Source organism: Kitasatospora sp. NPDC001159 (assembly GCF_053598235.1).
The window spans coordinates 19,699-35,825 of the sequence record NZ_JBSFJV010000016.1 but is presented as its reverse complement, the minus strand read 5'-3'; the positions used below and the strand labels follow the sequence as shown (position 1 = coordinate 35,825).

Here is a 16,127-nt window from a genome sequence, read left to right as displayed (position 1 = left end):
TCCCCTCTTCCACTACGCCGAAGTCAGGAGGTCCATGCTGCCGATCGGACTCGATGTCCACGAGTGTCGTCCAAGCAGGTAATTCCGACACTTGGACGTGGCCCTGGGGCTACGGGGGGCGGCATCCGGGACGCCCGGACCGCCGGAGTCAGGCCGGCGAGCGCACCGGTCATCCGAGCGCCGCTCCGACACCGGGATGATCACGGTGGTGGCGACGCCGACGACTCCCACGATCAGTGCCACCGCCCCGGGCCCAGGAAGAGGCTGCCGAACGCCCCGCCGCAGCGGCCCCGGCTGGTGCAGTGCGATCAGGAAAGCGCAGGCGCCAGGTGTGCAGCCGGAAGGTTACTGACTTCGGCTCGTCAGGGTGAACCGTCCCGATCTGCCTGACGGGTTCGTCGCGGCGGCTGTATCCGATGGTGTGTGAGATATGCGGATGGGGGCGGAATGACCGCCACTGGACGGCTGCGCCGGGAGACGGTGCGGATGCGGGCGGCCGAGCTGTTCGAGCAGGACGTCAAGCCGGCGGAAGTGGCCCGGCGCCTGCGGGTGAGTCTGAAGTCGGCTTACCAGTGGCACCAGTTGTGGCGCGAAGATGGGGTCGCGAAAAGCCTGGCGAGACCTGGGGCTGATGGCTAACCTCGACATGCTCGGCATCGGAGAACACCTCGAACTGGCACCGGACTTACCCAGGAACCGGGGCTGAAGGGCGGGCCAGGGCAGGACGGCACGACTCGGACCACCGCGATCACCGGTATGGGATCGGGGCCACCGCGAGGCACAGGAGATGATCTTGACAGTTCGCAGGAAACTCTCGGCCATAGCCCTCGCCGGCGGCATCCTGGCCAGCGGTGTGGCGATCGCCACGCCGGCCAGCGCCATCGGCAGCACCACGTGCCCCACCCAGAACAGTAGCTACCCCATGAGCCACGGCCTGGAAGTCTGGACCTGGTACGGCAACTTCTGCTACGCGGGCACCCCCGGCACGGCGTGGAACATCAACCTGAGTGGCGCCTACAGGATCACGGCCGACTGGAACCACGGGGCCTTCGACACCAGCGTCGGCTCCTACGACATCGGACCGACCGGTACGCGGTATAACGAGATCGACTTCAGCTCCTCTGTCACCGTGTACAACGTGACGATCCTCAACGGCTAAAGCAGGCCCTGGCGATGGCCTGAGGACGAGCCTGGCGCTGCCACGGGCAGCGCCAGGCAGCGCGACCTGATGCGCTGCCCGCTCCCGGCTGCTTCTACCGTTGCGGCATCAGGCGTTCGGGGCCACCTTCGCAAGGCCCGTATCCGATGGTGTGTGAGATATGCGGATGGGGGCGGGCTGACCGCCACTGGACGGCTGCGCCGGGAGACGGTGCGGATGCGGGCGGTGTTCGCCGGGCCGGCCCAGGAGCTTGCGACGATCACGATCTGTCACGATTACACCCAGCAGCGCGTGTTCAACCTGAGTGGAACAGCTCGTACAGCCACGCCCCGTGATCATGAATGTTGTGACGACATGTCAGTAGGGTCGGGGACTGGAAACGGAGCATCAGCCACCGCGCCAGTCCCCGACCCCACTCAAGAAGCGGTGGCCGTGGAGGCCACGACAGCAACCCACCGGGACGTATGCGGTTTCAATATGCTCATGATAGGTCCCAGGTCGTAGCATCGGCATATGCGTGTCTTGGTCGTCGAGGACGAGCTGTACATGGCAGAGGCCATCCGCGACGGGCTGCGCCTGGAGGCCATCGCAGCGGACATCGCCGGTGACGGCGACACCGCCTTGGAGTTGCTGAGCGTCAACGCCTACGACATGGCCGTTCTCGACCGCGACATCCCCGGCCCCTCCGGTGACGAGATCGCCGCATGGATCGTCGCAGCGGGATCAGGTATGCCCATCCTCATGCTCACCGCCGCCGACCGGCTCGACGACAAGGCCTCCGGGTTCGAGCTCGGCGCCGACGACTACCTCACCAAGCCGTTCGAGCTGCGTGAACTCGTCCTCAGGATCAGGGCGCTCGACCGCAGGCGCGCGCACATCAGACCGCCCGTGCGGGAGATCGCGGGCCTGCGGCTGGACCCCTTCCGCCGTGAGGTCTTCCGCGACGACCGCTACGTCGCACTCACTCGCAAACAATTCGCCGTGCTCGAGGTGCTCGTCGCCGCAGAAGGCGGCGTCGTCAGCGCCGAGGAACTGCTGGAGCGGGCCTGGGACGAGAACGCCGACTCGTTCACCAATGCTGTGCGCATCACGGTCTCGGCTCTGCGCAAACGCCTCGGTGAACCTCAGATCATCGCCACCGTGCCCGGCGTCGGATACCGAATCGCCGCCCAGGCGGACATCAGGCGTGAGGGCGATGCGGGTGCATAGAACACCGGGCATGAGCGTCCGCCTCAAATTCACCCTCAGCTATGCGGGCTTCGTCATGCTCGCGGGCACGCTGATGCTGGCCACTGTGTGGGTGTATCTGCTGCGCGGCCTGCCCGATGCAGCGAGCAGCCCCAAGGGGCTCGTGCCCGTCCGCACCATCGTGCTGCACGCCTACGCTCCGGCGACGGCCGTCGTGCTGACGCTTCTGCTGGTGTTCGGCCTGCTGGGAGGGTGGCTGCTCGCCGGCCGAATGCTCGCCCCACTGACCCGCATCACCGACGCCACCCGCACGGCCGCGAACGGGTCGCTCTCCCACCGGATCGAGCTGGAAGGCCGCAAGGACGAGTTCCGCGAGCTGGCCGACGCCTTCGACACCATGCTCGCGCGCCTCGAAGCGCACGTCGCCGAGCAGCGGAGGTTCGCGGCCACCGCCTCCCACGAGCTGCGCACCCCGCTGGCGATCACGAAAGCCCTGCTCGAAGTGACGCTCAACGACCCGACGCGAGACCTGGGCGAGCTTGTCGGACGCCTCCACAACGTCAATGCCAGGGCGATCGACCTCACCGAGGCATTGCTCCTGCTCAGCCGTGCCGACCAACGATCCTTCACCCGGGAGCCCGTCGACCTGTCCCTGTACGTCGAGGAGGCCGTGGAGACACTGTTTCCCTTGGCGGAGAAGCATGGCGTCGCCATCGAAGCCACGGTCGACATCACCCCGACCATCGGCTCCCAAGCGCTTCTGCTGCAGCTGACGGTCAATCTCATCCATAACGCGATCGTCCACAACCTGCCCGGTCGGGGCACCGTGCGGGTGACAACCGGCATCCATCCCGGAAGCGTGACGCTCAGCGTCGAGAACACCGGCGAGATCCTCCCGGCACAGCTGGTCTCGACCCTCACCGAGCCCTTCCGGCGCGGCACCGAACGCATCCGCCAAGACCACGCGGGCGTCGGCCTGGGCCTGGCCATCGTCAAGAGCATCACCGAAGCGCACGACGGAACCCTCACCATCGTCCCGCGCCCCGGAGGCGGCCTCCACGTCACGGTGCGGCTGCCGGCCGCGCCTGCGCCGCAAACCTTCAACGGGTGATCCTGGCTTCCGCAGCTGATGGTGGGTCCTGGGCGCGGATGAGAGTGATGTCACAGGGCGCGTATGCAGCTTCCCACCTGGCGATGGCCGTCCTGCACGCCGACCGCGACCACGACGCCGCGCAGGCTCGCGACGCGGCGGTGGCGTTCAAGCTGGACAGCTCCTTCAAGGAGTGCGGGCACCCCGAGAGCCGGTGGCCGAGGTGCCCGCCCGAGTGCAAGATCCGTCACCGCAACGCGGCCCGATGATATTCCCAGCAGCCGAAATGCAGGATCACCGCCGCAAGCACCACTCCACGAACCGGCTGATGCTCGGGTCCACCTGGGCGCTCTCGTCCGCGACGGCCGCGGTACAGAAGTAGCGGACCTCCTGGAAGTCAAGTTCCATGGCCTGGACCAGGCTGTACAGGCCGAGCTTGTCGAGGATCCAGGCGCGGGCGGCGCCGCTGTCGCCCGATGGGTCCGGGCACAGGCCGTGTTCGGCGAGCAGGTCGGTCTTGCTGATCGCGACGGCGAGCCGTGACTGCCGCACCGGAGCGCCCATCGCGGCCACCGCCTGGACGGACCGGCCGAAGACCTCCTCTGGGTGGACGGTGGAGGCGAGGGTGCGGTCCAGCAGGCTGTCCGGCGCGGGTTCCAGCCGGGTCCAGAAGTCCTCCACCGCCATCGGGTCGAGGACGAAGACGAAGGTGCGCGCGGCTCGGGCGTAGCGCAGAGCGTCGGTCTCGTCCCGGTCGACGAAGCGCTCACCGGCAGTGTCGAACAAGTGGACGAGGCGTTCGGTGCGGCCGGCACCGAGAGTGACGGAGTGCGCGCGGGGCAGTGCCTTCTGGGTGCCGAGGGTGTGCCCGCGCATCCGCAGCACCTCGCGGAGCACCTGGTAGCCGCCAGCGGAGTCGTCGTCGGCCAGGCGCAGCGCCGGGCCGCCGTTCGCGGCGGCGTTCTCCAGGGCGAGCAGCATCGCGGCCATCAGTTGGGTCTTGCCGGCGGCCCGGCCGCCGATCAGCGGGATGACCACCTCCGGCATATGCCCTGCGTCGGTGTTCATCGGCTTTCCGCAGTGGACGTGGGTGCAGTGGGCCTGGAGCCGGGACTGGCGGCCCATCAGCATCAGCAGGGTGGGCATCCGCTGCCCGCAGGCACAGCGGCGGCGCCAGATGCCGTACCGGCCGGGGCGAATGTCGGTGTGCCGGCGCCGGCAGGTCGTGCGCGGGCAGTCGTAGGCAGGGTAGCGGACCTTCTCGTAGCAGTGCGGGCAGATCATGCCGGTGCGCAGCCGCTTGAGCCAGAGCAGCGCGCGGTCGGCGGCCCGCAGGGTGGTGGCGATGAGCCTGGCCCCGGCGCAGAGCAGGCCGAGCACGAGGGCGTGCAGGGCGGGCAGGAGCAGTAGCAGGGGCACCGCGAGGACGGCCCCGAGGGCGAGGGCGGGATAGAGGGTGAGCCCGTAGGGCACGGTGAAGGCGCGGCTACGGGGCGGGGCGGTGAACTGTCCGGTGGTGACGGCGCGGAACGAGTCGCCGACCGTGCGGGCGTACGACCGCCGTGCCAGCGTGGCGAGTTGGCGCAGGTCGCGGCTGCCAGGGCCGTAGAAGTAGTTGCGGTGGGCAGGGACTTGCTCGTCCTGCGGGCGGTACGGCGGCATGGTGCGGAACTCGGCGGTCCGTCGGAACAGCACGCCGATCATCAACTGCAGGTAGCCCCAGAGGAGTTCCATCACCAGCGCGAGGGCGCGCAGGGCCAGGATGACGGGGGCGACGACCAGGTAGGCGGCGAGCCCGGCGAGGTAGAACAGCGGGACGAGGACGAAGATCAGGATGGCGGCCACGGTCGGTCACTCCTCCCCGGACGAGGTGGGCTTCGGCTTCTCCTCGCGCCGGCGCCGGACCGGCCACAGCGCCGGCAGCAGGCGCGCCGCCCGCCGCGGGCCGCGCCGGTTCTCGGCGATCTCCCGGTAACGGTCGGCGAGTTCGGCGTGGCAGGGCCGCACCGCCCGCTCCAGGCGCTCCAGCTCCGCAAGCGGCCAGTGGTAGGCGGTGTGCTGCCGGACGGCGTTGACCACCTCGTAGTGCGCCTGCGCCATTCCGGCCCCGGAGCGTACGGCGGCGACGGCGGCGATGTGGCTGAGCCGGACCTCGTCGATCCGCTCACCCGTCTCGACCAGCTGCCGCACCCGCGCCAAGTACCGTTCCAGCAGGGCGTGTCCGAAGTTTGGGATGGCATCGCGCAGTCGGCCGACGTCGGCGGGCAGCTGCAGCAGGACCGGGATCAGGCGGTACCGCTTGAGTGCCTGCGGCCCGGCCCACAGGCCGGCGTCCTGAACGGTGAAGACCCGGGCGAGTTCGGTGGCCTCGCGGGCCTCGCTCAGTCCGCGCTCCAGCGCCAGGGTGGTGGACACCCGACGCTGGGTGTCGAGGCGCAGGCCAGCCAGGCGGTCCGGGCTGGAGAGCAGCCCGTACAGCCGCAGGCACAGGTCGAGTTGCTCCTCGCCGTCGATCGGCTGGTTCGCGGCGCGGTCGAGCCACTGACCGACCTCCTCGTCCCGGAGCACCTCGACGGGCAGCGCGCGGACGATCTCGATCGCTTCGAGGTGGGTCCAGGTGCGGGAGGGGTGGCGCCACAGCCCGCGCAGCAGCTCGGCGTCGGGTACGGCCTGGCCGCGCAGGTGCAGGATCCGCAACAGCATCTCGGCGGTGCGCTCGGGCTGGCGCTCGGCGCGGGCCCGCCAGTAGTGCTCCAGGAGCAGCGGGCGGCCGGTGAGGTCGCGCTCGGTGAGCAGGGCGGCGGGGAACTGGGTGAAGAGCTGTTCCTGGCCGGCCCGGCTCTCCAGCGCCTCCTCCACGGCGGTCGCCAATGCGGCGCGCACCGGTGAGAGTTCGGCGGCCAGCCATTCCACCTCGCGGCGCAGTTCGGCGCCGGGGGCGGGGGTGGCGAGCAGAGCGCGGGCCAGGGCGAGGGTCTCGCGGTCCAGCACCTCGGGTGCCGGGGCCAGGTCGGCGCCGAGCGCCCAGAGCAGCAGCCGGGCGCGCTGCCGGGTGTCGGTGGTGCTGGTGGCCAGCAGGCGCTCCCAGAGCGCGGTGGCCTGCCGACGGGCGTCCCGGTCGGTGATCGGGGTGGGGGCCACGGCGTCCTCGGCGGCGCTCATGTGGGCACGCATCCGGGATTCGTACAGCCGGCCCTCGATCTCCTGGTGCAGCGCGGTGTCCCCGGCGGCGCGGGCGACGCCGCTGAGCACGGCCAGGTGGGCGTCGTCCAACTGCCGGTGGCCCCGGTATAGTTCGCCGACCACCTGGGCGCGGCGGGTGCCGAGGTGGTCCGCGCCGGGCAGCCAGCGGGTGAGCGCCCGCGCCTCGGCGCCGGTGAGCGCGATGCCGCCCGAGGCGGCCGCGGCGGCGACGGGTGCGTACCAGTCCTCCGGGCGCTCCTCCGCGCCGTGGGTGAACTCGGCCGCCCAGGTCCACACCGGGCGCACCGAGCCGACCCCGATCCGGGCCAACAGGTCCACCAGTGCGCGGACCGCCTCCGGGGCGGCGGGCTGCGGGAAGCGGCCGCGGGCGAAGTCGAAGACGGTGTAGGCCTCCTCCTCGTCCGCCCCGAAGTCGAGCTGCGCCTCGGGCACCGTGCCGATCAGGTGCAGCCGGCTGCGGGCCGGGCGCAGCACGTAGGTGGCGAAGGAGAGCCTGCGGGCGAGCGGGGGCGGCAGCAGGTAGCAGACGGCGGCGAACCAGTGGGCGATCTGCTCGGTGGTGTGGTCGGTGACCACGACTGAGCCGTGTTCGGTGAGCGCGGCGAACACGGCGGCCAGCAGCTGCGGCAGTTGCGCGGCGTGCGGGTGCGCGGCCAGGAACTCCTGGACGCTGCGGGCGGTCAGCGGGCCGCGCGGGGGCGCCGCCAGGACCGGGATCTCGGTGCTCGGCGAGACCTGCCCGCGCCACACCGGGGAGTTCCACAGCTCGATGCCGAGCAGTCCGCGCCCGGCCGCCGGGAAGTCCTCGCTGTGCAGGGCGTGGGCGAAGTAGTTGCCGAACCGGCGGGCCGAGTCCCGGCCGACGTAGCGCACGCACAGGGCGGTCGCGGTGCGGCCGCGCTGGTCGTACGGGCGGTAGCAGAGGTTGACCGGGCAGCGGTCGAGTTGCTCCGGGGTGTCCGACTCGACCAGGGAGCGGGGCGGTTCGTACCCGGCGAGCGCCTCCACGGCCTGCCGGGTGCCGGCGGTGACGCCCTCGCTGACGGCGTTGAACTGGAAGCCCGAGAAGCCGCTCAGCCCGTGCTCGCAGGAGGTGTAGTAGAGCTGCTGGAAGTGCGCACCGGAAGCCGCTGCGGCGCCGGCAGCATCGGCGGACGTGCGGTCGTTCATCCGCGCCCCACCTTCGGGACCGAGCCGAACTCGCTGAGCAGCCACAGCAACGGGTCGGCCACCCGGTAGGGCTGGATGCCGGTGGCGGCGATCCGGGCGTCGGGGGTGGGGTTGCGGCCGAGCGCGGAGACGCCGAAGTAGCGGTAGCGGGTGTAGTGGTTCTCCAGCAGCTGGTCGATCGGCACGCCGTCCCAGTCCTTGAGCAGCCGGCGCACCTCCTCGTGCACGCTGAGGCTGTCGCCCACGTCGAAGCGGTCGCGGGCCGGGGCGTAGTCGCGCAGTGGGCTGGCGCCGTCCAGCAGGTGCCAGAAGGCGTCCATCTTGGAGAACACCACCGCGACCGGGACGTCGATCTTCTGTGTGGAGCCGCCCGCGAGCAGCATGTTCGTCACCCGGGACAGGACGTTCACGGGCGCGTCGAGCCCGGTGGTGCCCGGCAGCGGGGTACCGGGCAGGGCGCCGTCCCGGGCGCCGGGCATCTGCAGCGGGTCGAGCAGCAGGATGATGCCGTCGGCGTTGGTCAGGTAGCGGGTGTTGAGCTCCACGCTCTCCTTGGAGCTGAAGTCCTCACCGGCGGTGTCGAAGAACGACAGCACGGTGTGCTGCGGACGTTCGCCGAGCAGGGTGCGGCGGCGCAGGCTGAAGCGGAAGACCAGCGGGTCCACCCGGTTGAGGTTGGTGGAGGCGGTCTGGGTGCCGGGGAACAGCTGGTTGTCGCGGTAGAGGCGGTCCTCGTAGTCGGTGCTGTAGCGGCGCATGGTGGCGTCGTCCAGGCCCAGCAGCGCCGCGCCGAAGGCCTCGCCGATCCGGTTTCGGACCTCGTGCAGCAGGACTGTCATGTACACCGTCTTGCCGGAGGCCTTGGCGCCGACCATCGCGATCAGCCGGTTGTCCACCCTCCCGAACTGGACGGGGAGTTCGGAATGGCACACCGGGCAGATCCGGTAGGTGGTCTCGCCGTCGCAGTCCGGGCAGGCCGCCGTCGGCTTGCGCCCGTCGGCGGCGAAGTCCGGTCCGAGGTCGTGGCTGCGGCGCGGCCCCATGCGCTCGTCCAGCACCTGGTCGCGGCGGCGCGCGCACTGCTTGCCGGTGCGGCTGAGCCGGCTGTTGCAGCGGAAGCGGATCTCGCGCGGGGCGAAGCTCTCGTAGCAGTAGGGGCAGGTGTGCCGTCGGGCCATCAGGTCACTCGCAGTCTGTGCAGTGCGGTCGGGCGAATGTCGATGCCGGCGTCAGTGGCGGCGTCACCGTGCGCCGGGAAGCAGACCAGCCAGGAGGGGCCCTTGGTGGCGGGCAGCGGGAACTCGACGGTCAGCGGGGTGCGGGCGGGCAACCGCTGCGCCCGCACCTCGTGCACCACGGTGCCCTCGGCGGTGCTGGTCGGCCGGAACCGGCCGAGGCCGTGGACGATCCGCAGGTCGGGCAGGTCGCAGCCGTTCTCGGCGGTGAAGGTGACGGTTGCCACCCGGCCCTTGAGCCTGCGGCGTACGGCCGGCTCGTACTCCACCACCCGCGGCTGCGCGGGCACGATCAGCGCGGAGGAGCCCTCGCAGTCCACGCCGGAGCCGGTGACCAGCGCCTCCACGGTGAGGGTCACCGCCTCGCGGCCGACGGCCAGGTCGAGCCCGCCGTCGTGCTCGTACGTCCGGCGGCGGCAGACCAGGTCCCCGTCCGAGCGGCGGTCGGCGGCGCCGCTGCCCGTACGCTCGCCCCGCTCCCGCTGCCAGCGGACCCGCGCGCTCAGCGCGCCGTCGGGCCAGGCCCACAGGACGAGCAGGTGATCGCCGCGCCGGACGGCCTGCAGGTCGGCGACTGGGACGGCGAAGGTGCCGGCGGGCGGGGCTTCGGTGGGCGGGATGGGGGGTGCCGTGGTCTCCGGGGGCGCCGTGGTCTCCGGGGGTGCTGCGGTCTCCGCAGGCGCTTCGCTCCGATGGGGTTGCACGCCGCGGTGGGGCTGCTCGTGGCGGCGCTGGGGGATGACGGTCTCGTGGGGCGGCTCGACCGGGACGACGGGCGGCTCCTGCGGCTCCGGCAGCTCCGGCAGCTCTTGCGGCTCCTCCGGCCCGAGGGCGGTGGTCCCGGGGTCCGGGTCGGTCACCGTCGCCGTCGGAGTCACCGCCTCGGCCGGCCGGGTGCGCGGTTCCGGGTCCTCCACCACCGGGCCCGGGGTGCGTACGGCCGGCTCGGGGTCCAGCAGCAGGTACTCGTCCCGGGGCCTGGCGGCCCTCGGCGCGGGACCGCTGACCACTCGCAGGACGCCGAACTCCCGTCGCAGCAACAGGCCCTGGACGACGGCGAGTTCGGGCCGGTGGCAGCGCACGGTCAGGCCGCGGGCGGCCGGGAGCGCCTCGATCCCGGCCCGGTGCCCGGGGGTGACGGACAGGCCGCCGGCCAGCAGCACGGTGTCGACGGCTGGCTCGGCGGTGAGCTCCTCGGTGACGGCCGCGAACATCCGCTGGTACAGCGGCGCGACGGCCCGGTCGAGCTCGGCCCGGCTCAGTTCCACCGGCAGGCCGTCCCAGGCCGGTTCCAGCACCTGCTCCGCCGCGCTGAGCCCGTGCCGCAGCTGCTGCGCCGCCCGGCGCGGGTCGGCGCTCACCGGGAGCCGCCCGGCGAGGTGGGCGGCGAGGGCCGCGTCCCAGTCCTCGCCACCGAGGCGGTCGCTGCGGGTGCGCACGACGCGGACGGTGAGGTCGGGGGTGATGGCGACCACGGTCAGGTCGAGGCTGGTCGCCCCGTGGTCGCAGACCAGGACGCTACGGTCCACGCCCTCGGCGACCGCACCGTAGTGCAGCGCCACGGCCACGGGATCCGGCACTACCCGCTCCACCCGCAGCCCGGCGGCCTCGGCGGCCCGGCGCAGCTCGTCCTCGCCCTCGCCGGCGGCGGGCAGCCCGAGCACCACCGACCGGTCCGGATCGGCCCCCGCGCCCTCGCCCGCCGCGGCGAGCAGGGCCGACAGGGCACGAGCCGGGTCGAGGACACCGTCCACTCCGTCGAGCTCGACTTCCACGACGTCCGGTTGGCCGCCCGGGCTGTTCCGGGCGAGGCGCCCGTACCGGTGCCCCAGGTCGATCGCGATCACGTCCATCCTTCCTCCTGCGCGCGAACCCAAACGGTGCCGTCCGCTCCGGCCCCGACCCGCAGCCGGCTCCCGGGCTGCGGGCGGTGTTCCAGGAGGTAGCCGACGACCGCCGCCCGCACCCGCTCCAGCTCGTTGCGGATCTGCCGGCCCCCGTACGCCTGGTGCTCCGGGTCCGACATCCGCTCGACGATCCACGGGTGCAGCGTGGCGGTGTCGGGCAGCAGCTCGATCCGGTGGCGTTCCCGTACGGACTCGCGGAGTTGGGCGAGCAGCCGGTCGGCGATGCGCACTACGTGCTCCCGGCGCAGCATGTCGAAGACCACCACGCCGGGCTTGAGCCGGCCGTAGATCTCCGGCCGGCCGATCTGCCGGAACTTGTCCTCCACGGCGCGGGTGAAGTGCGCCTCCAGTTCGGCGTACGAGGGTTCGCCGCCGGCGTCCAGCAGGCCGCGCAGCTCCTCCGCGCCGGTGTTGGAGGTGAAGATGATCAGGCACTCGGAGAAGTGGGCGGTCTGCCCGCGGCCGTCGGTGAGCCGGCCGTCCTCCAGGACCTGCAGGAACTTGTCCAGCACCTTGGGGTGGGCCTTCTCGATCTCGTCGAACAGCAGCACGCTGAACGGCCGTTCCTGCACCCGACGGGTCAGTTCGCCGCCCTGTTCGTAGCCGACGAACCCGGGCGGGGCACCGGCCAGCCGTTCGGCGGAGTGCTCCTGCTGGTACTCACTCATGTCGAAGCGGGCGTACGCGCTCTGGTCACCGAACATCAACTCGGCCACTGCCTTGGCGAGTTCGGTCTTGCCGACGCCGGTCGGGCCGACGAAGAAGAACGCTCCTCGGGGCCGGGCGGTACCGGAGTGGCCGAAGTCGATGCCGACGAAGGCGGATTGGAGAGCCGAGGTGACGGCGTCGACGGCCGGGGTCTGGCCGACGACCCGGCGGGCGAGCAGCTCGGCGGCCCGAGCGATGGTGTCCCGGTCGAGCTGGGTCCACGGGTCGACGCTGACGTTGAGCCGGTGCAACTCCAGGAGCTTGTCCGGCTTCTGCAGCGGCGCGTCGCGCAGCCAGGAGGTCCGGGCGAGGGAGTCGATGTCCCAGCCGGTCATGCCGTCGGTGGCGCCGACCAGGGCTTCCAGGTCGGCGGGCGTGGCGTCCGCCGAGCCGTTGAACCGCTGCCGCAGCCAGTCCAGCCACAGCCGGCGCTCGCTCGGGTCGGGCCGGCTGAGGTGCAGGGTGGCGATCCGGGGGTCCTCCAGGTGGAACCAGCCGGGCAGCCGTCCGACGTCACCGACCGCGCAGAGTACGGCGTTCCGGGCGTGCGGGCCAGGGCCGGCCGCCGTGTGCGGGGTGACCGCCTCCGTCATCGCGGCCCGCAGCCACAGGTAGCCGCGGTGCGATTCGGGCTGGCCGGGCGGGAGCTGGTGCTCCACGTCCTCGAAGACGAAGGCGACGGCCGCGTCGGGCGAGACGACCAGACGTCGGACGGTGGCGAGGATGTCCTCGAAGTTGCGCGGACGGGCGGCCGAGCGGGCGGCGAACAGCCGCTCCCGGCCGCGCTGCCGCTCGGCGCCGCGGGTGGTGTGGGCGGCCGCGGCCGCTCCGGGGTCGGCGGGGCCGTCCTCGGAGCTGGGCGGCGCAGTGGCGGTCTGCTGGGCGGGCAAGGCGGCCACCAGCTGGTCGTAGCGCTCCGCGTGGCCCGGGAAGGGGAAGGTCAGGCCGCCGACCGGGTCCCACCAGCCGACCACCTCGGCGCCGCGCAGTTCGAGCAGCCCGGCGACCACCTCCCGGAAGGCCGCGGGCCGGTCCTCGAACCACCAGCGGTCGCGGATCTGCCCGTCCAGGACGACCTGCCGCCCGCGCCGCAGCTCCCAGTCCAGGGAGATCGCCCAGAGCGGCATCATGCCGTCCGCCACGGCCCGCCGACCGGCCTGGGCCGCGCCGTCGTGACGGTCCTGACGGGGAGCCGGAGGCGCGGTGCCGCCGTCGGTGGCCGGCTTCGTCCAGTCGACCGTGCTCATTGCTGCCACCGCCACTCCACCGTGTTCGGCAGCGGCCGGCTCTGCTTCCGGGGCGGCTTGCCGTCCCAGGTCAGCTCGCCGGGGACGAACTCCTCCTGCTCGCCGATCACTTCGTGCACCCGCTCCAGCAGGTCCTCGGTGGCGTCGCAGACCGCGCCCTGCGGGTCGGGGTGTAGCGCCACATCGGGTTCGCCCTCCACCTGGTAGACGAGGACGGGGCTGCCGTCCTCGCCGGTGGCGACGGTGGTCTCGTACAGCGCTCCGGTAGCGCGTTCGAAGCGCATCACCAGGGCGTCGCCGTGGTCGCCGCCACCGAGGAAGGCGAAGCCCTCGCCGAGCATGGCGTCCTGGAGCGCCTGCGCGAGGTCGGTGCGCCGGGTGTGGGCGAGGTGCAGTTCGTCCAGGCGGGTCTCGGCCTCGGCGAGCGCGGCCTCCAGGGCCGCGACGGCGTCGAGGGCCACTTCCGGGGCCGGGGCCGCGAGCACGGCCTCGGCGGAGTGCAGGGCCCGGTCGAGCCGGCCGGCGAGCTCCGGGTCGGCGAGGTCACGGGCCTCGGCGGCCGCGTCGGTGACGGCGGGCCGGACGACGCCGAGCCGGTCGCTCGCCTCGCCGAGCAGCGCCGCGAGGCGCTCGCGTTCGGCCTCCTCGGCCGCGACGCGGGCGGCGGCCTGTTCCGCGGCCTGGCGCCGGGCCTCCTCCGCCGCCTGCAGCCGGGCTTCCTCCACCTGCTCCTGCGCCCGCCTCCGGGCCTCCGCCGCCTCCGACTCCGCCCGCCGCTGCTCGGCCACGGTCGCGGCGTGCCGAGTGAGCGCGTGCTCCACCGTGCCCAGCAGCGCCGCGAACCGGGTCTGCGCGCCCGGGCCGGACTCGGCGCGCAGCCGGTCGAGCAGTTCCGTGCAGCGCTGCCGGCCCTCCGCGTCGCGGGCCGCCGCGTCCGGTCCGAGCGCGGCCAGCCGCTCCTCGAACCCGGCCAGCAGGGCCGCCCGGTCCCCACCTGCCGTGGAACTCCCCGGCAGGCTCACGATCCGGCCGCGCAACTCCTCGATCGCCGCGCCGAGCCGCCCGCCACCGCCACCGCCACCGCCACCGCCCCGCTGTTGCAGTCGCGCCAACTCGGCCTCCAGGGAGTCCAGTTCACTCCCCGGGCGGCTCTGCCGCGCCCGCTCCAGCAGCCGCCGCACCTCCGCTAGCCCGCGCGCATCCGCCCCGGCCTGCTCCTGGTCCATCCGCCGGGTGTGCGCCTCCCGCTCGGCGGCCCGCCGCCGCGCCGCCTCCTGCCGGGCGCGCTCCACCTCCGCCCGGGCCCGCTCGCGACGGGCGGCCGCCTCCTGCGCGCGCCGGGCAGCGAGCTCCGCGCGTTCCCGGGCACGCCGGGCGGCGAGCTCCGCCCGTTCCCGGGCCCGCTGTTCCTGCTGCCGACGGCGTTCGGCCTCGCGCCGGCGGCGGAGCTCCTGCTCCCGCCGCGCGTACACGGAGGCCACCTGGACCGTGCTGTACTTCGGTGATCCGCTCATGCGTCCCTCCCGGCCTCGGTGCGCAGGACGAATCCCCGCGCGGCGAGCTGCTCCTCAAGTCCCTCCCGGAAGCCCGGAGTCGGCGGCACACCGGCCCAGGAGAGCGATCCGTCGGGCTCCACCGACACCTCGACGCCCGCGCTGGTGTCGGGCTCGGCCGGAACCTGCGCGTAGCGCTCGCCGAGCGCGATCAGCTGCTGGTTGGCCGAGCCGCGCCAGCGCAGGGCGGCGTGCCGCGCCGCCACGTACGGGCCGTCGACCAGCAGGTCGAGGCGCTCCAGCAGGGCGCGCCGGTCCGGGCCGCCCGCGCGCAGTGCCTCGTGGCGGTAGCCCGAGTACGCCATCGCGCTGAACTCCGGTCGCCGCGCCCGTACCGCGTCCAGCAGTTCGGCCAGCGCGCCCGCCTGCGCGAAGGGTTCGCCGCCGGACAGGGTGACGCCCTCGATGTCGGGCAACCGGCAGAGCCAGTCGGCGAGTTCGGGCACGGCCAGGGGCATTCCGCCGTCGAAGGGCAGCGTCTCGGCGGCGACGCAGCCCCGGCAGCGCAGCGGGCAGCCCTGCACCCAGATCACGGCGCGCACGCCGGGGCCGAGCACGGTGCAGCGGTCCAGCCGCCGGGCCACGGAGAGTCGGGTCACTTCGGCCATGCCTCAGCCCTCCCCCCTGCCCCGGGAGCGGCCGTCGTATGCTCGCCCCCGCTCACCTCTGCCACGTCGCACCACGGGCACCACGGCCGCTCCACCGTGTGCACGTGCCGGGCGTCCGCCGCGCAACCGCGCAGCCGGTTCGGCGCGGCCTCGGCGGCCAGCGCCTCGGCCCACGCGCAGGCCGAGGGCCGCACCCCGCCGAAGGCGGCCAGGAACAGCTCCCGGAGCCGTCGCGGCAGCAGGTCGACGGGCGGGGCGGAGCGGGGCAGCACCACCGAGGCGCGGTCCAGCAGCCGGCAGCGCCCGTGCAGCACATTGTCGTCGTACGAGAGGTAGGCTCCGCCGTCCCCGGGGTGCCCGGCGAAGGGGTGCAGGCCGTCGGTGAGCAGCTGGTGGACGAGGACGGCGAGGACGAAGTCGTCGGCCGCGCGGTCCGGCGGGGTGCCGGGCTGCGCGCCGATCCGCTCGGGGGCGGTGTAGCCGGGGGTACCCATCCGGCCGGGAAACAGCTCGCCGGCATCGGTGAACTGCCAGGAGTCGACGTCCGCGATGGCGACCCGGCCCTGCCCGTCGACCCACAGGTTGTCGGGTTTGAGATCGCCCACCACGTAGCCCTCGGCGTGCAGGTCGGCGACCAGCCTGGCGAGGGAGCGGGCGGCGGCGAGGGTGGTCGCCCAGGTCGCCTGCGGCAGCGCGGTGCGCCGGGCCGCCGGGGCGAGCAGGTGGGCGAAGGGGTGGTGGTCCCGGCGCAGGTCGGCCATCAGGTAGCCGTCGACGGCCGCCCCGTCCGGCGGGCCGTCGGTGCGGACGGCCGCCAGCGGCCAGGCGATCCGTACGGGGGTGTCGGCGAGCAGCCGGACGGTGCGCGGCTCGCGCCGCTGCCGGACCAGTCGGGCGATCCGGCGGCGGTAGGCGGCTGGGGTCGGCGGGTCGGGGACGAGCTTGGCGACCAGCGGGCGCGCGTCGTCGACGGCGTACACCACGCCTTCCGAGCCGTTGCCGATCCGCTCGGTGAGCCGCCAGACGCGCCCGGTGTCGGACACCACGGTGAGGGCCAT

General features: G+C 73.1%; 12 protein-coding genes and 1 pseudogene. 5 read left to right on the top strand and 8 right to left on the bottom strand.

The window, feature by feature from the left end:
- Window positions 1–423: 423 nt before the first annotated feature.
- From ACWC9T_RS11145 to ACWC9T_RS11125, 5 genes and pseudogenes are all read left to right on the top strand, one after another.
- Window positions 424–627, top strand: a pseudogene (locus tag ACWC9T_RS11145) (helix-turn-helix domain-containing protein); the annotation flags it as partial.
- Between the two features lie 166 nt (window positions 628–793).
- Window positions 794–1,159: a hypothetical protein gene (locus tag ACWC9T_RS11140; RefSeq protein ID WP_449820772.1), complete on the top strand. Its 366-nt coding sequence runs from the start codon at window positions 794–796 to the stop codon at window positions 1,157–1,159.
- Between the two features lie 513 nt (window positions 1,160–1,672).
- Window positions 1,673–2,368 carry a response regulator transcription factor gene (locus tag ACWC9T_RS11135; RefSeq protein WP_449820771.1) on the top strand — a complete coding sequence of 232 codons (696 nt, stop codon included), beginning with the start codon at window positions 1,673–1,675 and terminating at the stop codon, window positions 2,366–2,368.
- The gene (locus tag ACWC9T_RS11130; protein ID WP_449820816.1) at window positions 2,361–3,458 is read left to right on the top strand and encodes a sensor histidine kinase; all 1,098 of its coding nucleotides are present in this window, start codon (window positions 2,361–2,363) and stop codon (window positions 3,456–3,458) included. The genes ACWC9T_RS11135 and ACWC9T_RS11130 overlap by 8 nt, the downstream gene beginning before the upstream one ends.
- Window positions 3,459–3,541: 83 nt before the next feature.
- Entirely contained in the window at window positions 3,542–3,706 is a 165-nt protein-coding gene (locus ACWC9T_RS11125; protein WP_449820770.1) for a hypothetical protein, read from the top strand.
- 25 nt (window positions 3,707–3,731) lie between these two features.
- Here ACWC9T_RS11125 and ACWC9T_RS11120 read toward each other — a convergent pair whose 3' ends face one another.
- From ACWC9T_RS11120 to ACWC9T_RS11085, 8 genes are read right to left on the bottom strand one after another with little or no spacing between them, the layout of a single operon-like run.
- A complete protein-coding gene (locus tag ACWC9T_RS11120) occupies window positions 3,732–5,282 on the bottom strand; it encodes a TRAFAC clade GTPase domain-containing protein (protein WP_449820769.1) in 1,551 nt (516 codons plus the stop codon).
- Window positions 5,283–5,288: 6 nt separating this feature from the next.
- A complete protein-coding gene (locus ACWC9T_RS11115) occupies window positions 5,289–7,811 on the bottom strand; it encodes a GTPase-associated protein 1-related protein (protein WP_449820768.1) in 2,523 nt (840 codons plus the stop codon).
- Window positions 7,808–8,989 (bottom strand): TRAFAC clade GTPase domain-containing protein, encoded by a 1,182-nt coding sequence (locus tag ACWC9T_RS11110; protein ID WP_449820767.1) that lies wholly within the window; start codon window positions 8,987–8,989, stop codon window positions 7,808–7,810. The genes ACWC9T_RS11115 and ACWC9T_RS11110 overlap by 4 nt, the downstream gene beginning before the upstream one ends.
- Window positions 8,989–10,899, bottom strand: a complete 1,911-nt coding sequence (locus ACWC9T_RS11105) for an Hsp70 family protein (protein ID WP_449820766.1) — start codon at window positions 10,897–10,899, stop codon at window positions 8,989–8,991. The genes ACWC9T_RS11110 and ACWC9T_RS11105 overlap by 1 nt, the downstream gene beginning before the upstream one ends.
- Window positions 10,890–12,908, bottom strand: a complete 2,019-nt coding sequence (locus ACWC9T_RS11100; protein WP_449820765.1) for an AAA family ATPase — start codon at window positions 12,906–12,908, stop codon at window positions 10,890–10,892. Before ACWC9T_RS11100 ends, ACWC9T_RS11105 begins: the two co-directional genes overlap by 10 nt.
- Window positions 12,905–14,422 carry a hypothetical protein gene (locus ACWC9T_RS11095; protein WP_449820764.1) on the bottom strand — a complete coding sequence of 506 codons (1,518 nt, stop codon included), beginning with the start codon at window positions 14,420–14,422 and terminating at the stop codon, window positions 12,905–12,907. Before ACWC9T_RS11095 ends, ACWC9T_RS11100 begins: the two co-directional genes overlap by 4 nt.
- A complete protein-coding gene (locus ACWC9T_RS11090; protein ID WP_449820763.1) occupies window positions 14,419–15,069 on the bottom strand; it encodes a 4Fe-4S single cluster domain-containing protein in 651 nt (216 codons plus the stop codon). Before ACWC9T_RS11090 ends, ACWC9T_RS11095 begins: the two co-directional genes overlap by 4 nt.
- Window positions 15,057–16,127 carry a protein kinase domain-containing protein gene (locus ACWC9T_RS11085; protein ID WP_449820815.1) on the bottom strand — a complete coding sequence of 357 codons (1,071 nt, stop codon included), beginning with the start codon at window positions 16,125–16,127 and terminating at the stop codon, window positions 15,057–15,059. The genes ACWC9T_RS11090 and ACWC9T_RS11085 overlap by 13 nt, the downstream gene beginning before the upstream one ends.